Source organism: Nocardia vulneris, assembly GCF_001613425.1.
In the GTDB taxonomy this organism is placed as follows: domain Bacteria; phylum Actinomycetota; class Actinomycetes; order Mycobacteriales; family Mycobacteriaceae; genus Nocardia; species Nocardia vulneris.
Map to the genome: position 1 here is coordinate 331,779 of NZ_BDCI01000001.1, position 18,681 is coordinate 350,459.

The following is an 18,681-nucleotide window of genomic DNA, read 5'->3' on the forward strand; positions in this document are numbered from 1 at the left end:
CTACGCGCTGCCACCACGATGCGCGCTACTGCCGTCGAAACGTCCGGTAGTCGACGGCTGTCCACGCGACGCTCGGTACGCCTCGACGGCAGCAGGCCACCGGGCAGCGATTTCCAAGAACCTGTCGGCCGGCCACCCGGCGGCGACGAACTCCGTGGCTCCGGAAGGCACGTCGATCTTGTTCAGTATGTCGAAAATGGCGTTGTGCACCGCCGACCTGGACAGGCTCCCGAGGCCCTTGTTCGCTAGATGGGCGCTGATATTCTCATATCCGACATTAAAGTGATTATTGCGATTCTCGTAAAGGTACTCGAAAATATCCTTCGCGAGATTCGGGCGGGCCCGCCCCATCCGATTCGACCACTGTGCGGGACCACCAGACGTCATGAACTCGGCGATAGCGACCCGGTCGAGCCGCCCCTGACCCCGCAGCCGATACGCCAACGCGGCGAGTGTAGCCCTCGGGTCCGGATTATCGCGTACAGGATCCTTGACCCAGTGGGACCTGGGGATCCCAGCTCTCGCCAGTAGCTCGAAGACAGCTATGGCGACCATATCCGAGGATATGCTCCCGAGGACTTCGCCGTCCACTTCTGCGCCAGTCAGGGCGATGGCAACTTCTTTATAATATTCTTTATTCGGCGTCGCAATGTTCGGGTGGTCCCGAAAATGTGCGAACACTGCCCGCTCCAGGCGCCTCGCACGCAGAGGTAGGATATCCAGCCTGCCTTGGTCGATGTAACCCGGATAATTCCTGGCGAAAATTTCTATCTGCATTCCTTTGCTTGTACCCCTTACGAGCCGAAACTCGACTCGCGCTGATGCGTACGCGGCCTGCACGCAGGCGTCCACCTGTGTCTTTCTCAGATCGGGAAATCCGTTTTCCTTGAGGTGATCCAGTATGTCCTGATTCGTGTAACCCCGGACGATGCAGTGGGCTACCCAGCTTTCCAGATCGGCGCGAGTGCCGGCAGGCGGCACCTCGGTGTGGTCCCCACCGGGTGGCGCCCCGCTGTGGGCAAAGGACCCAGCCGTGTCGTACTCCTCGGCGGACGCCCCTGTTGCGGCTGCGGGCAGCGGGGTCGGGTGATGGATCTCGATTCGCGTGGGCGGAACCTCCGACAGGTACCCGATCAAATATTCCGCAGCGTTTTGAATGTCGCCCTCGAACGTTTGCACCCATTGCCCCGAATTACCGCCGTCTCCATAATTCGCGGTGACCAAGCCGTTCCCAGTAACAGTGAGCAGCAGAGTTCCGGCATCGTCGGTGATATGAACGAGAGTGCCGGGCGAATATATACCGAATTCAGCGTCGAATCGGAAATTATTCGGAAACTCCGCAGGGCTGCCGTGGAATACTTCGACGTGCGGCCCGCTTTGCCCGTCCGCCTCCGGATAACTGCCCGATTCGAAGCCCGCCGAGTAAACCATACCGTCCTCGGTAGGTGGCGCACCGATCAGCGCCTCGTTGAGGACGCGCACACCGTCGTCCGAGAAACGCGCCAGAGTTCGCACAAGCCCGTCATCGTTGTACACGATCGCAAGCAGCGAACGACTACGCGCGATGGGATGGTCCGCCAAAGCGTGGTCGCCGGTCTTCGGATCATGCACCCACAGCTCTTCGTCCTGCTTGTAGAGCACCACGGCATGCGCACCGATGCGGCGAGCAGCCGGATCGCCATAGACATCGACGACAAGACTCAAAGCGCGAGGTCCGAGAACACGAAGTTCGGCGACCACGCGCGCCAGCGAGCCGACCGGTTGCAACGGTGCGGCAGCGGCGTCTACAAAATCCTCACCACGCATACCGGACAACCCGACACTCACCTCTGACGGCCGAATCTGTGTGTCGGGATTCTTGTTCGCGGCGTACCGGAGAGCCGATGGCCCACAGTTTCCGCGAACATCCGACGTGCCGGACTCCGAGACATACGCTGCAGACCCGTCCGCAACAGAGGCACCACGCTCCCGCTCCATCGGCGGTGCCGCGGATTCGTCCGGCGCAGCGGCGAATACGTGGTCGATGTTGTCGGCTTCGTCCGGCAGCCCGGTATGAAGGTCCGCGACCAAGTCCTTGCCCGGATACGCGGCGCGCACCGCCGCCACCGTGCGCGGGTCCAACCGTGCGACCATAGCCAGCGCGGCCTGTGGGGACGGAGCGTCCCACACCGCCGCGGCGTAGGCACCGACTTCCGACGGGTCCTCGATACGCAGCAACGCCGGTGTGTCAGTGAGCAACTCGACGTCCGGCTCCCCGCCCGACGGCCGCTCGACCGGCCGCGCCTGCGCCGCGGTCAAGCGCGCGACCTGCTGCTCGCGCGGCAGGTCGTCCCAGCGGCGCAGTTGGTGGGAGCCGAAGTTGGCGCCGGCCTCGTCGGTGTCGAATATGCGTACGCCGTTTTCGTCGATACGGCCTTGGTTCTCCGTATCCGGCCCCACCTCGGCCTGCACCCGGAAGCCGGCACCGTCCGGGTAAATGCCGGTGATGTGCAGCGGCGAGTCGTGCGGCAGCAGCATCTTCGGATGGGTGGCGTCGCCGAACAGCATGATCTGCGGCTGCCCGGCGACGGCGGAGAACAATGTCTGTGCATCATCGGAATCGGAGAAAAGCAGGCCGCGGGCCCCGGGGCGCACGGTCAGCTCGAGCCGGTGCCGAGTCTGTTGTGGGGGCGCCGAATCCGCGAGAGCGCCGACGGTGAGGGCCGGCCGCCGGACCGTGGTACCGATCGCTGCGGAATGAAGAAGTGGATCCGACGGCAGGAGATCGAGAGTATCCAGATCGTGCACTATGTACAACTGCTTCGTGATCGATAGTGGTTTGTCTATCAACGCACTCACCATCTGGGCACGTCGCCGGAACGCGTCGAGATCGAATGGCCGCCCGAACCGGTCGTGGAAGTGCGCGTCCAGTTCGGCGCGAAGGCCCTCGGCGTTCAGATCTTCCAGCTGTTCCGCCGCCACGCCTCGCTCGGCCAGAACCCGTTGCACCACATCATATTCCGCAACGTGCGTACGCACCGCATCCTGCTGCTCGACCGGTAGTTCCTCCCATTCACGCAACTGGCTGCCGATAGGCTGGTGAGGCACCATCGCGAAATCCATCGGTCCGCGGGGGCTGCCCGCAGCGGGGGCCGAGGTGGTGTGGAGATCTGGAGCACCGATCCCTGGTTGGGGTGCTGCGGCACCGAATGGCGCGCCGATTAGAGCGTCACCGAGAACGAGGGCACCGTCGTCGGGATGACCCGCGATGGGCTGCGGGCCGCTGCCCGGGCCGTACACGATCACGAGCCATGCCCGAGCCTCGGCGAAGACATGCTGTTCCAAAGGTTGATCGATCCGAGTTTCTGGATCGTAAACCCACAGAGCCCCGCCGCGATTGTGCATCACGATGACATGGGCACCGAATCCCCGCGCATCGACACCGAAATGCGCACCCACCACAAGACTCAACGAACCAGGACCGAGCATACGAAGCCGGCCGACGGCCGGAACGAGAGTACTGAACGGTTGCAGTCGCGCACCGGCACCGAACTCGAACTGGGGGCCAGTCATACCGGACAACCCGACCGACACCCCCGGTGACCGAATCCCAGCAGCGGGATTCAACCCGGCGGCATACTCGAGGGCCCGCACTCCGCAACCCCCTGGCGACGGCCGGATCGGACCACCGACACCGGAACCCGAACCAGAGACCACCGGACCGACCGGCCGCGAGCCCGCAATACCACCGGGATGAACGCTACTGCCGTCGATATTCCGTCCGCCAACCACGCGCGCCGGACGCGGCCCAGGCGGTGCCCGCCATTGCCGAGCCCCACCGGCCCTGCGGAACGCGGCGACCGTCTCGGCATCGATCCGCCCCCCGAGACTGTGCGCGAGCGCCACGACAGTCTCCCTCAGGTTATGCCGCCCACGACTGTCGCGCTTCCACTCACTCCGGAAAATCCCAGCCCTGGTCAGTATCGACCTGCCCGCGGTCTTCGCCGTGTCTTTGGATACCCGGGCGAGCGTTTTACCGTCTATGCGTTGACCCTCGACAGCTGTGCCGACCTCATCAAAGAAATCCACGCTGGATGCATCGTCGTCCGAATGGTCGTAAATGTATTTGAATACGGCCTTTTCCAGTGGACTCAACCGCAGCGGAAGCGCGTCGAGCGTTTCTTGATCGATCTGCCCCCCGAAACTCGCCATGAGCGCTTCGAGTACCGTTCCCGGATCACGGGCAACACTTGCCGTGCGCTCGATTCCCGCCGAAGCGTAGGAAGAATTAACGAGGAAGCTGACTTCCGCGATGTTCAGATCGGGAAATCCGTTGCGATTGAGATGTTCCAGAATATCCCAATCTGTATAGCCTTTGGCGATACCATGAATGATCCAGTATTCCTTGTCGGCAGCGACGTGACGCCTTCCGACGTCACTGTTCGGTGGCTGCTGCGGATCCCGGCCGCGATCACCGGGATTCGATTCGCGGTACGGCTGCGAAGATCCATCGCCTGGCACGGGTGCTGATATGAAGTGCCCGGGTGCCGAGGTGTATTCCGATGGCACACCGCCAGGACCGAACCGTGTGGGTCTCCCCGCCGGGGGTGACGCAGCGTGCCCGTCCGTCGGGGCCGGGGCGGCATCCTTTGTGCTGGTGGGTTTTTCGGCCCCGAAGAGGCCGTAGGCGGCGGGGCCGCCTATTGCGAGAGTGTCGAATTTCGGTATGTGTATGAGATCGACTGCGATGATGCCGTAGTCGGGAATCGTGCCATCGGGCGGATCCTTGCGGTTCCAGTCATACTGCCAACTGGTGCTGCCCGCGGGTTTGCGCATCTTGATGCCGGCCTTGGAAGTCCAGCGCTGCTCGCCGTCCGCGTCGCGCCAGTATCTGCCGGAGTCTTTGGAGAACCGCTCCTGGCCGCCGTCCTGATCCTCGCGGACGCGGGTGCCGTCGGAGCGGGTGGTGTAGCGGGATCCGGTCGGGGGCAAACGGTACTCGACACCCGACACAGGGGTGGGGTAGTCACCGTTGTATCCCCAGGGATTGCTGAGCAAGAGCCCGGTCGGTATGCCGTGCTCGTCGCGCAGGACGTCCAGGACCCCGTATGCGTGACCGCCCTCCAGACCCGGTACAGCCGTCGCGTTTTCGCGGCCCTGCCCGAAATGGGAGGTGCCGATGGTGACCACACCGCGCCGCAGCGCCCAGGCGATGCGGGCGGCGATGGTTTCAGCGACGAATCTGTAGCGGGCGGGAAGCAGCCTGCGTTCGGCCGGTCCGCCATATATCGCGGTGAAATAGCTTGCCAGAGCCGTTTTCTCGGTTTCCCACCGACCGGGGAACCGACTATCGAGATAACGGCGGAAACCCGCGGGCGACCGCAGATCCTCGGTGCGTTCGAACTGGTCCCACGCCGCCGCGCGTGCGGCGTCACTGCGGGCACGGACGTCCGGATCGTCGGCTGGGTTGTCGGGATGAGCCGCCATGATCGTATTCCGCGCCTCATCGTGCACTGTCCGCCAAGCGGATTCGAGGTCATCGAGGACCTCGGCGGCGAGGGCGGTGAAGTCAGGGTCGCCACCGATGATGCTCCCGAGCGTCTCCGAGTCGAGATGGACCGGGTAGAAGGCATCCGTCACAACGCGCGAGGGTTGCGCCAACGCGCCGTCGCCGGAACGGTAGTACCGCTTGTCCAGGTAGGTGTGAACGTCCATCGCGCTCATGACCGAGGTGCGACTCGCGTAGTAACCGAGAATCCCGCCGAAGCATTGTGCGAACGCTTTTCCGATGATGGCGGGCCACAACGGTTGTCCGGGCACATGATAGACGTAGTGCCCGATGTCGGTGCCGGGCGTGACGTCGATGTCCTTGCTGACCAGTTCCCAATGGATGCGGCCGTTTATGCGGAGCCGCACATAGACAGTGCCGTCATCGTTGTCGTGCAGCATCTCTTCGATCAACTGCGGGTCACGCTGGGCGATCCGCTGTAAGGGCGCGATCAATGAGCAATAGCCGGCCTCTCCTTGCTGCGCGTCTTGGGGTTGCGGTCCATATGGTCCGAACAACTTCTCCGCGCTGCGGTCGGCGAGTTCCGGCGTCTCGGGCAGTACGTTGTGCGGCACTTCGGCCAGCCACCACATGAGCTTTTCCGGATTTCCGATAACCCGCGAACCATCCGACGTCGGAAAAACGATGAGGTCGTTTCCGCCGGCCACTGTGATGACCCCCTCGTCGCCGTGGCCGTCATTACCGAGTATGCGGATTTCGCCGGTGGTATCCCAGGCCACCGTGCCGCGGGTCGTAGCAGTGCCGGGCTGGTATTCGAAACCATGAGCCAGCGCCTCGGGAACCGTGACGTGCTTGCCGTCCGGCATGGTCAAGTCGTAGTAAGGAGCAGCCCCATCCGCGGCGACGACCAGATCCGCTTCCGCACGACCGGAAGCCGACAGCGTGACGACCTCGCCGTCACCGTTCACCAGGACGAGAGCGGCTTTGCCATCGGAATCGACAATGCGCTTGGTAGCGATCGGAAGCGGGATCGTCGGAAATTCATGCGTTTTGAGGTATTCCCGGTGTTCCGCAAGGGTCGGCGGTCGCAGATCGCCGGTGTCGAGTCGCGTGCGCGGCGTCAGGCCGTAGCGTTCGTACGGGTCCGACTGCAGCGAGGCCAGCAAATCGGCGCCGAAGTAGGTGTCGTCCCCCTCGGGCTCGAACGACCACGTGGTGCGGATGGTGCCACCGACCGGCCTGGTTCCAGCGTGTGGTCTGGGCTCATCCGCGGGGCTGGTCTGTGGATGCTGAGCGGGCCCGTCGAGTTCGTATCGGAACGATTCGAGCAGTGCGCCGAAGTAGGTCTCGTCACCTTGGGGCTCGAATCCCGTTGTGGGCCGCGCGGACTTGCCGAACAGGTGACGCAGTGCAGCGGACCGTGCAGCGCCGAACTCTCCGGCGGCGGACGCGTGCGTGGCGGTGCTCGGAGCACGCGTCGGCAGGGTGGCGGACCCGTCGGTGGCGACAGCTGTTGTGCCGCGGCGTGTTCGGGGACCGGTGGTGCCGCCTTCGTCTTGGCCGAGGGTGAGAACTGTCGCGTGATCCGTTCTGGTACCGGCGTTTTGCTGGTGGACTCGCACAACGCGGGGTACGGCCGGAAGCAGTGACCTGAAGGAGGCATCGTCGGTTTGCTGCCGGTCGATGGTCGCCGCGGTGTCCACCGGACCGAACGCGATGGCCACCTTGGCGGCGCGGCCTTGCAGGTCCTGGTGGAACGACAGCAACCGCACCTCGGCCACCGCGCCCCCGGATCGTTGTGCCGCTATGGCGGCTTCGAGTTCCGCGCCGTGCAAGGCGACCAGTGTGGTCTCGAGGTTGTGCGATCGACGTTGCTGGGAGGGCATCTGAACGTCGGCTTCAGCAGCCTGCTTCAGGCGGGCACTCTCGAGCAGAATGTACCTGCGGTTCAGGGTGTTTCGTACCTCGGCGGGAATTCCGTCACCATTGCGCAGACCGGGGAAATCGGCGAGCAGGCGCTCCTGATAGTCCGGTGCCAGGTCCGCGAACTGTAGCGCCGCCCACCACGCGCGTCCGTGCTGTACCCACCAGGCCGCGCGTGCGCCGGCGGCCCCTTCGGCGTTTCGCAGGGCATCGATCGACCCGGGCGGCACGAGACGATCGTTCGCGCCCACGGGTAGGGGATGGGCGAACGAGTTGATCTGCTCGGTCTTGGAGATTCGGCGCACGTGGAACAGTTGCTGCCAGCGGCGCAGCTGTCGCTGTTCGGTGGCGAGCTGCTCGCGGGCGACCTGCGCCACCGCGCGCGCCGCCGGGCTCTGCGCCGGCGCGTTTTCGATGCGGTGCAACGCTTTGTCGGTGGCGTCGGCGAGTATCCGGCGGTACGTGAGTTGGGTGCGTTGGCGCATAGGCTCGCCGACCCGATCACGGGAACCGGCATCGGCGTCCGTCCTGCGGAAGCCGGAGTCCAACGCGAGACCGCGGCGGCGCAGCCAATCCAGCGCGAAATCATTGTGCTCAGGGTGCGGCGGGCCTTGGCGTTCGCTGTCGGACCACTCCTCGAGCATGCCGTCGACCGCCCCGATTTCGCCTGCGGCGGTCACCGCACCCTCGCCCAAGAACGAAGCGTGCTGGATTCGGCCGCTCGGTTCGGTGGCGGCGGCGTAGAGGTTGCCGAACTCGTCCATCACGAACAGCATGATGCGGCTGGAGCCCGGCCAATCGAGGAGCTTGGTCGTGTCGAACCGCGACCCGTCGGAGGCCCGGTGCAGTCGGCCGTCCGGGCCGAGGAACAGCCGATGCGACTCCAATTCGTCGGCATCCATGTAATGGACGGGTCGCGCGGACCCCTCCTCGGAGAATTTGCTGGGCACGGCGGCGGAGAGCAGTGGAATGTGCGGCTTGGTCAATTCGAGCCGCAGGGGTTCGGGGATCTGGTTCCTGGGCACCCGTCCGTCGGGCGTGGCGAGTGCGTCCCACACTCGCTGCTGCGGCCATTCCACCAACGGTGTGCCGGTCGCGGTGGCACCGATCTCGAAATGCCCCGCCGCGGTGCGACGCAGGAACACCGTCAACCGGTCGGCGGAATGGATGATTTCGCGCACCTGACCGTCCGGGTGCACGCTGACGACGTTCACCTCGTAGGCGGCCGCCACCAGCCGGAGCAGGCGATCTCCGGCATCGAAATCCGGTGTCTGCCACACCGCGGTGGGATCGACCAGGTCCCAGTACGCGGTCGAACGCCAGCGGTCGAATTCGTGCCGGTCCCGCAGCTCGTCCCCCCACTCCGTGTCGTCGATGTCGCCGGCCACCCGGCTGTCGTCGACCTCCTCGCGGCGTTCGTGCTCGATCGTCGCTTCTTCGCGGAGGTGATCGAGGATGCGCCTGCGGACTCGAGCGACCTCGGATATCCCGAATAGTTGCGCGATCGCGGCGAATCCTGGATCACCGGGGACCTGTACCGGCTCCCAGCGGGACGGCATCGTCCGGTCCACCACTGGTCGGTCATGGTGGGACGGTGGCGCTCGCTGATCACCAGGCGTCGGGATGGTGTTGTCGGCGTGGAAGTCTGCTTCGCCCTGCGCCATTCGGTGCAGCAGGTCCTCGCCGTAATAGGTGTAGACCGGAACTTCCGGTCGCTCGACCCGGACGGACCCCACGTCGAGCCGGAACACCAGCTCCCGCAACGCCTCGCCGTCCAGTTCGTGCGCACGGTCGGGTTGCGAACCATCGATACTGCGGGCGAACACTCGGAAGGTCAGGTCCTCGGTGACCGTGGCCGTGGTGTCGAAAAGCGCGTCCTGGAAAGCGATTGTCGTTCCGGGTGGGAAATCACGCCAGGAGAGGTACCTCTGCGTTGTTTCCGCGCGATAGACCTTGAAGGGTGCGGTGAAAGTCGGCCCCTCGTTCAGGATGCGCTGTACCCGCGCGAGTGCGGCCGCGCGGACGCGTTCTTGGACCACCGGCGCTCGCAGCAGGAACTGATCGTTGTTCGAATAATAGACTCGCTGGAAATCATCGGAGAAGCGCAGACCCTGTGCTTCCAGGAACGCCAGTGCGTAGTCGTTGGTCTGCTCGTCGGGCGCGTAATGCCCACTGCTGTCCACGATCCTGGTGACAATGCCGTCCTTGGCCGAGATGGCCCCGGCCGCGGTGACGATCCGGCCGCCGAGAAACGACGAATGCTGGATCAGGCCTTTGATCTTCTCGCCCGCATACAGATTGCCGAATTCGTCCATGACGAAGATGTACTTGCGATCGCCGAGGTAATCCTCGTTCCGTTCCGCTTGGAACAGCGACCCGTCGCGGGCGTGCCGGAGTCGGCCGGTTTTGTCCACGTAGAGCCGGTGGGCTTCGCGCTCCACCTCGTCCATGTAGTGCACCGGTGTGGGGTCGGTGAAGGTCGGCCGAGGCAGATGCGCGGACTGAACGTTGCGTCCTGCGAGTTTGGCGGCGGGGACGGTGCGGTGCCGGATCCAGGTCGTCCGCTTCCGCCGGGATTTCTTGACTACTGCGGGCTCCGGGGCTCGCGCGGAGACCGGCCCCCGTTCCGGGATGTAGTTCCGGCGCACCGCCGCGCCTTCCAGCGGTGGTTCCGGCCCGCCGGCCAGCATCGTGGTCCGCGGTGCCGGGATCTGCTCGCGCGGCACGCCGACCTGTGCGGCGGCGAGGTCCGGTGTGACGACGGTGGCGTAATGGCCGGTGGCGGTGATGCCGATTTCGTAGCTGGTAAGGGTCTGGCGCAGGAAGAATTTCGGCAGCTGCGGACTGTTCACGAGGGTGATGCGAGGTTCGCCCGGACGTTCGAAGACGATATTGAGGGCGTATTCCTGGGCTGCCGCCTCGAGTGCGGAGCCGATGTTCGCCGCTGCCATCCTCCGCTCGGTCTTTTGCCGTATCACTTCGGCATCTACTGTGAGAATCCGCGCCAGTGTCGGATAAAGGTTGTCGGGCCCGATGGACGGTACGCGATGCCACTCCAGTGGCGTCGAAACAGCGACCCGGACATGCGGTGTTCCGCGCTCGCCGAGTCGGCGCAGGAATTCCGCTCGGCTGATGATCGCCCGCGGGTCGGGTGGCAGATCGCCCGCGGTGTGCGGATCACGTACCGCGAGGTTCCCGTCTCGCCGCACCACCGCGACACGATGGTCGGCACCGTCCTGGAAATATATCTCGGTCTCGGTGTCGAAACCGTTGGCGGTCAGCACATTTCGCAATTCGGGGGTGCTGAGTATCCGAGCGGTGGCGGCGGCGTGGAACGGCGGCTGAGCCACCCACACCGCAGTGAATCCCAGCGGCTCGTAACCGGTCCGGAGCAGATGCCAGAATTCGCCGAGGGGATGCTCGGATGGTGCAGGCGTCGCGCGGGTGCCCGTCCAGGACACGGTGACTCCGGTGGCACCGAACTCGGCGTGCATGGTGCGGTTGGTGGCGTGGAAACTCAGCTTCGTGCCGGGTGAATAAGCCGCGCCGCCGAAACTTCCGAGGAAGGCTGCTATGTCGAAGTGGTTGCGCTTCTCTGTGGGAGCCATCGGCTCCGTCGCACGATTGTCGGCAGCCACCGCACCTCGGTCCGGCGCGCCGATGCGGGTCTCGCCGAGGACTGCCGCGCCGTCGGCTTCCCGATCGGCGGTGTACACGGTTCCGTCCGGGCGGTAGACGATGGCGGTGATCGCGCGAACGTTGGCGGTCGGGTGGCGGTCGATCGGGTAGTAGTCCTCGGTGATCGGGTCGTACCCGTGGACAATCATCTGGTCGTTCTCGAAAACCACTGTGTGCGCGCCGATTCCGTGCTCGTCCACCGGACCGTGATAGGCGTCGACGACGAGGGCTAACGCTCCCGCGCCGAGTTGCCGGAGTTCGTCCTCGATCTCGGCATGGCTGGTGAAGGTGCGCAGTTCGCCTCCGGCATGGCGGTTGAACTGTTCGGCGCTCATCCCGTCGAGCCCGACGGAGTGCTGCGCCGGCGCGGTGATCGGCGCACGGGGGTTCTGGTCGGCGACGTAGCGCAAAGCCAGCGGCGCGCAGTCCGGGTGGCGGGCGGCTGTTTCGTCGGGCTCGATGCGACCGCGCAGGATGGTGACGCCGTGGATGGTCGGGCCGATCCCGGTGATCCGGTAGCGGGTATTGCGGGCGAACAGCAGTTCGTTCTGCCGGAGACCGCCGTCGCTGCCGACATAGATGCCGCGAGCCCCTGGCGGCACCTCGAGTTCGAGGACGAAATTGCTGTTGAACCGCGACACCTGGATCGGGTTGGCGGTCAGTGACGTCGACAGGTAACCGGGGTCTCGGTGCGAAACACCGACCGCGAGGGCGACATTGCGCCCGTTCAGCGGTGCGCCGTCCTGGGCAAGCAGGAAATCGACGCTTTCGAGCGTGCGCAGGACGCGGAACGGTTCGGTCGAGGGCAGCGGGCGGCCGGTCGCCCGGTCGAGCGAATCTCTGTGCTCTCGAACGACCTCGGGGCCGAACTCGGCACCGTAGGTACGGCGATAGAGACCGGAGGCGTCCTGGCGGATGTAGGCATCGGCGGTGATGTCTTGCCAACGGCGGAACGGGTTTTCACTGCCCAGGATCTCGGTGAGAGCGCCCAGCAGCTTCGTTTGACGTTCGTCGAGGCCGGCTCGGCCCGCCAGTTCGTCGCGGGTGGTGCGCAGCGCTCCGAAGGCGAATTCGGTGCCGTACTCCGCGACGATCGCGCGATAGAGGGCGAGATTGTGTTCGATTCGCGCGCAGAGCTGGTCGAGGTCGATATCCGACATGCTCCGCACAATGTTGTTGAGCACCGAGTTCTGGCCATGGGCGACAAGCGCTTTGCGCGCGGATTCGGCATGTTCGTCCCACGAAAGGGCCCGGAGATGGTTCGTTCCGAACCGGTCACCCGCTGTGTCCGTATCGAATACGCGCACCCCGTCGTCATCGATACGGCCTTCGTCGGCGGTATCGCCGTCGAAAGTTCGCGTTTCGCGGATCGGGCCGGGCCACGCTGCCGAGGCGTCGGAATCTGCCGAAACGATACTGTCGGTGTCGAACTCGCGGGTGCCGTCCTCGATGTGGTCTGTGTCGTCGGTGTCCGTCGACCGGCGTTCGGGCGCGGAACCGGTTGCGCTGGAGCCTACTTCGGCTTCGATCCGGTATCCGTCGCCGTGCGGCCGTACGCCGGTGATGCGCAACGGCGTATCGGGCTTCAACAGGAGCCGTGGCTGCGCGGCGTCGCCGAACACCAAGCCGTCGACCCCGGGGTGCACGGTCAAAATCAGTCGGTGCTCGGTCTCTTGCTGTGGCGCTGCGCGTTTCGCTGTCGTGACGAGAAAGACGTCCGGTGTGACCGTGGTGCCGATCACATCGGCGTGGTTAGCTGGATTCCAAGGCAAGTCCAGGAAGTCGATGTCATCGAGATCTTGCACGACACGCATCGGCTCGGTGAGCGACAGCGGCTGGTCGGCCAGCTCGTTCAGTGTCTCGACCTGCTCGCGCAGCGCGTCGCCGTCGAACGGTCCGTCCAGATGCGGGAAATGAGCGCTCATCTCGTTGATCGCCGTGTGGTGGCCCACTGCGACCGCCCACTGCTCAGCCGGCGCCACAACGGGGTGCGAGAACATTTCGTCGAGAATCTCGAACTGCTCGGCCTGCCGCTGCGCCAGCGCACCTTTGGACTCCGCGATCCGCAGCTCTTCGAGTAGTCGGGACAGCATCCTGATGTCAGGCACCTCCCCGTCGGCAGCGCGCAACGTGTTCACCGCGGCGTAGTTCCGATGCATCTCCGCCATGATCTCGGCCATCGACTCGGGATCGCTGAGGAACTGGTCGACGGCTGCCGGATTGGCAGCCATGGCCAGCACGGCCCCTTGCGACTCAGCCGGCAGTTCGTTCCATTTCCCCAGCGGATCCGCAACGGCGTCGCCAGCAGACCCGCGCGGAGCATGCACCGTGGGCGCGTGCACTGTGCGCGCACCGCTGGGTGTGGGCAAGGGCGGCCGGAAGAGTGTGCGGATACGGCGGAATGTCGTGCGCTGCGGCTCCGGGGCCTGTTGCGTCGCGATCGATGCGGTCCCACCATCGGGTGCGTCGCGACCGCGGAGGCGAGAGACGAAGCGTCGCAGACGGCCTGGCGGGTGTGATCCACGCGCGGGTTGCGCGCGCGACGCGTCGCCGGTGTGGGCGGATGTGCTGCCGTCGGTGTTCGGGGTGCCGAGCCCGGCCGGGTGCGGTGTCGTGTCGGCGGCGCGGCTGGGACCGGCCATTGGGCTGCCGGGTCGCCGGGTGCCGGTCGCCTCGTAGGGTGCGCCGATGCGGATGTCCCGGGGGAATTCAGGGATCGCTTCGCCACGCAGCCGAAGGGGCCGGATCTGGTTGCTGGTGGGGGAGTAGAGGACGGCGAAGACGCGGGCGGCGCTGCCCTGTCCAGGGAGGCGGTGCGCCGGATCGGCGGCGTCACGGACGACGATGACGCCGCGGTCGTTGACCATCCGATAGGCGTGTGCGCCTATGCCGTTCGCGTTGACGGCCGGATGCACGCCGACGACCAGGGCTTGGGCGCCGGGGCCGAGAATTTGCAGTTGCTTGGCGATCCGGTGTTCGTCGGCGTAGCCGCGCAGTTTGCCGCCCGCGGCCTTCTCGGCTTCGCGCCGGGAGCGGCCTGGCAAGCGTCGCTTCGAGCGGAAAGGCAGTGCGGTCGACCGGTAATCCGGCCGGATCGCGCGACTGTTGTTGTCGTGCTGGATGTCGGTGAGTGCGGTGGTGAGGCAGTCGAAGTCAGGCTCGGAACTGTGGGCGGCGATGGCTGGTGCGTCGGAAGCAACCGTGTGGGCAGCCGTGCCGTCGCCGGCGATAGCGCTCCCGGTAGCACGGCTGGCCGAAGTCGTTGCACTGCTGGCCGATCGGCGCACGAGCCGGTGGAAGACCGTGCGGAGCTGACGGGCTGTGCTGCCTTCGGTCGACGTTGTGCGCGGCGCTGTCGTAGCGTCGCGCGGATCGCCGTGCTCACGGAGGCGCGAGACGAAGCCCCGCATCCGTTGCAGCGCTTGGGACCTGCGAGAAGCTCGCTCGGCCTGGGGATGGGCGGATGTGCTGCCGTCGGTTCCAGCGTATGAGTTTCGCCGCTCGGAGGCGGACGTTGTTGTGCTGTCTTGTGACTGGGCAGCGTCACCGGTGTGCGGGGTGGCGACAACCTGGTCGGTGCGTGCCGCCGGTTCGAGCTCGGGCGCGTCGTGGACGAGATCGGCGACGTCCTCGAACTGCCCCGGCGGTCGGGTCATGTGTGTCATCTCGACGGGGCGTGTCATCTTGTCCGGACCCAATTGCGGAGTCGGCCTCGATGTTTCGCCGCCCTGGTCGTGCGTGCGGATGCCGGGGTCGCTCTTCGAGCGGCCCAGGGTGTGCGCGTCCCATCCAGCACCGGACAGGTCGAAGGTGTCGGGCATTGCGGTCCGCACTCGCGATCCGGACGACAACCGCTTCCGCCCGGCGGGCTCGTCCTGCTGTTCCCGCGGCTCGGAGACACGCCTGCCCGGAAGGTCGACCGTGAACGTGCGGGGAAGCCTGTTCTGGCCGATGGTTTCGGACGCAACGGGCGCACGGTCCGGCTCGTCGGTGCTGTGCACGGATTCGTCGTCGTCCCAGCGCAATGCGGGGCGGATGTTCGCCGAGCTGATCGGCATCACCGGGCTCGTCTGCTCGTCTGTGATCGGCTGGTGGGCAGGGGAGTCCTGGGACCGTGCAGGGTGATCGGCGTCGGTGCTGTAGATCGACGCATTGTCGGCCGGTGAGCCGGGCCGGGACGCCGTATCGGAGTCCGTCTCGTCGGCGTCGATGTGGTGCGGCGGCTCCTGGTCGAGCAGCGGTGCGAACCGAACGGTGCCGGTGGATTCGACAGAGCCGGTGGATTCGACAGAGCCGGTGGGCGAAGAGGGGCGGGTGATCTCCGACGGCGGACCCCGCGGCGCCTCGGTCGAGTCCCCTCGGTCTCCGGTGTCCGTCTGCGCTGTCGCGCTGAGTTGGTCGCGTACGAGCGCGTCGAGCATCTCCTGCTGCCATGGGGCCGTCTGGTCGACGGGCTGCTCGTCGTGCAGCCGGGATTGCTCGGCCGGTTCCGGCTCTTCCAGGATTTGTTGTTCGGTAGCCGGTGCGGGGTCTGCCTGCTGGTCGTCTGTTCGGAGCGCGGGCAGGTTGAGGTGTACCTGTTCGGGATCGATGCCGCGGCTGCGGAATTGCGCACGCACCTCGGCGGCGAAATCGTCGAACGTGTTGTGGCGGTGCAGGTTCAGCGCGTCGAACAGCGCGAAGGCGCGGTTCGCGCCGAAACCTCCTGGCTTGATTTCCGCGCCGAAGCCCACACCGGCCAAGACCTGTTCAGATCCGGCGGGCACGTCCCAATGGAACATTTCGGCGTGCTCGTCCTGGAACTCCCGCAACCACGCGACGACCCGCTGCACCGTGTCCAAATCGCTGACGTAGACCACGATCCCGTCCGCTCGGCGCTCCAGCGGGCCGAAGACCTTTACCTCGCCGACCCCGGGGAAGCGCTCGGGGTTGTCGAGCACCTTGTGCACCACACGCGCCACCACGTCGGAACGTGCGGCGCCCGTGGCATTCAAGTAGATCTTGAAGCCGTTGTCGTCGGCGGGCAGGTCCGGCCGGTTCTGCCGGTCGAAGTGCACGACCGGGATGTTTTCGGGCGCCCAGCGGTCCGCATTGTCCGGCGTGAGCACACCGGCCTCCGCCAGGAAACCCTGCTGCGCCGGTCCGGGGGTGCGCTGGGTGAGGACCCACGCGATGTCGTTTCTGAACGCGCGGGGGTTCTCGGGTCGATCTCCGGCGCCCCGACTCAGATACGCGTTGTAGATGTGATTCGCGGTCGCGATCGACTCACGCTCATCCCAGATGGCATGCAGGAACTCGTCCAGATTTTCCCGCGACACGGTGGGGGCTTGCTGTCCGTTGTGGGCGTAGCTGTGTGTTCGCAGCTCTGCCAGGTCCTCGAACGACAGATCCGGCCACTCGGGCAGCAGCGTGCGGTACAACTCCGCCAACGTACGCGGGCGGTCGAAGATGCCCTCGAATTCCGCGGCGGCGCGCGACAATACCGACTCCGACCGGCGCGCGATCGGTTGCACCGGTGGGCTCGGCGGCGCGGACAGTGTCTGCGTGGGCTCCGGCACCGATTCGATTGCGGGAATGGGTGTTTCGGACTCGGTCGGCGCTACGTCCTCGACAGTGACGGCGGACCGTGTGGTGCCTTCGGGAGTGGAAATCGTGATGGTGGGTGGCGTGTTCGGACGGTCCGGGGTCACCTGCGCTTCGTCCTGTGGCGGCGAAACGACGATGATCGGTACTGCCGCAGGGGTTTCGACGTCCGACCGGTCCGCCTCGGTGCGCTCGAGTCCTGTCTCGTCGCTGGGCGTCTTCGCACTGTCGTCCGACGCCCGCTGTTGTGGCGCAGCAGGCGACAAGGGTGTGCGCGACGGAAGCGAAGAGTCGGGTGCGCGCGGTACCGCGAGGTAGAAGTGATTGCGGTAGTTCAGAGCGGTGGCTGAAGCCGCCTCGGTGGTTTCCACGCCGAGTATCACAGGGCGAGTTCTGTATTCATCGTTGTACAACGCCAGGAAGAGTCCGCGCCGCTGCAACATTGTGCCCGCGGCCCGAGAAGTCAAATGGCTGGCCGCGTTTCGCCAGACCCGCGGTGTCCTGATCGCCTGTACTTGCCGGTCGAACTCGGCGCGGAGCCGGTTGTTGTCTCGTGCGGTTTGCAGCGCAGCCACTTCTTCGGCGCGGAGCAGTGGCGCCTCGGGTGGGGCTACTGAGGCCGCGTCGACAAGGGCGACGAACTGCTCGAAGTAGTCGTCTGCGTTCGTCTCGATCTCAGTGGCGATCTCCGCGCGCAACGCAGCGAGCCGCTGGTCCATGATCTTCTGTGTCGACGGCGGGTCGTTCGGGTAGACCATCCGCTCGAGCAGCAGCGGCAGGCAATCGCCGTCGTCGCGCATGGATTCCCAGACGTGCCCGGCAGGTGCACGGATGCCGTTCACCACGGCCGATCGCGGTCCGCGCCACCGGACGTCGGGGGAGGACGTGACGTCATTGATGGGTGCCGCACCGCGTTCTTTCTCCGTGGTGTGCTGCGCGGCGACGGGAGTATCCGGCACCACCGGGCGATCCGTCGGCTCGGTCGAGTCCGGTGCCACAGCAGGATCGGTGCTCTGCGCGGACTGCTTCGCAGATTCGTGGGTGTCGGTGGACTGCGCCGACTTGGCTTCGAGCTTCGGTGCGGGATCGGGCTCCGTGGTTTCCTGCTCGGCGATGGGCGCATCCGGAGTTGCCGGCCGACCCGTCGAGTCGACCGAATGATCAAGTGGCACAGCAGAATCGGTGGGCTCGATGCTCTGATCCGGTTGTTTCGCAGTTTCCGGGGCGGTGGACTGCTCGGAGATGGCGGGGGCCGGAGCCGGCTCTAAGGGTGTGCGCAACGCACCGGTGGTGCGGGTGACGGCGTTGCCGATGACCCACAGGGTGCCCTTGGGGCCGATGAGCTTGATCAGCAGGATGGTCCATGCGCGATGGTTGTCCGAGCCGAGCCCGTCGGCGTTCAGTGCCGCGGTGCCGATGCGGGTGAGTGTGCGACGTTGGTTGCCGACCTTTCTGGACATGCCGTGGCCTTTGGCGCCGCCACCCAGGGGCAAGCCCGCGGGGGCGCCGCGGTTGCTCGCATCCGCGGTGGCGGGGACGCTCACACCGATGGTGGGCATGAAGGTATTGGTCTGGCTTGCCTCGGACTCGAAACTCTCCGCCGTGACCTCCATGCCGTCGAGCGTGATTGTCCCGCTGGTTCGGTCGATCTCTGGCGAGTAGAGCGTCACCTCGGCGGTGATGTCGGTGACCCGCCGACCACGGGGGTGTGCCGTCGGGATCGGCAGAATTCGGTCCGATGCGTCGACATTGTCCAGGAATGCGGCGATGGACCCGGGGCCGAGCACGGTCGGCAGACCGGTCCAGGCGAGCGTGTTCAAGACCTGGAGCGCGCTTTCGACGGACCGGGTCCGGTGGTTGGCCTCGACCGAGGGGGCAACGGCACGCAGCGCTCGGTCGAGCTGATCGATCGCGTCGAACCAGTAGACCTGGATCGGTCTGCTCGGCACCCACGGCTGCGCGAGCAAGGGGCCGAGCCCGGCCGGCCGCTCCATCTCGATCGCCACACT

General features: G+C 65.8%; 1 protein-coding gene (cut by a window edge). It reads right to left on the reverse strand.

The genetic code is table 11. From position 1 onward, the window contains the following. On the reverse strand, positions 1-18,681 hold the 3' end of the coding sequence (locus NVU01S_RS01430) for an IQM protein middle domain-containing protein (protein ID WP_063048033.1). Its footprint extends 28,383 nt past the window's final position; 18,681 of the gene's 47,064 nt are visible here — the last part of the coding sequence; its start codon lies off the right edge, out of view — the gene reads right to left on this strand; the stop codon is at positions 1-3.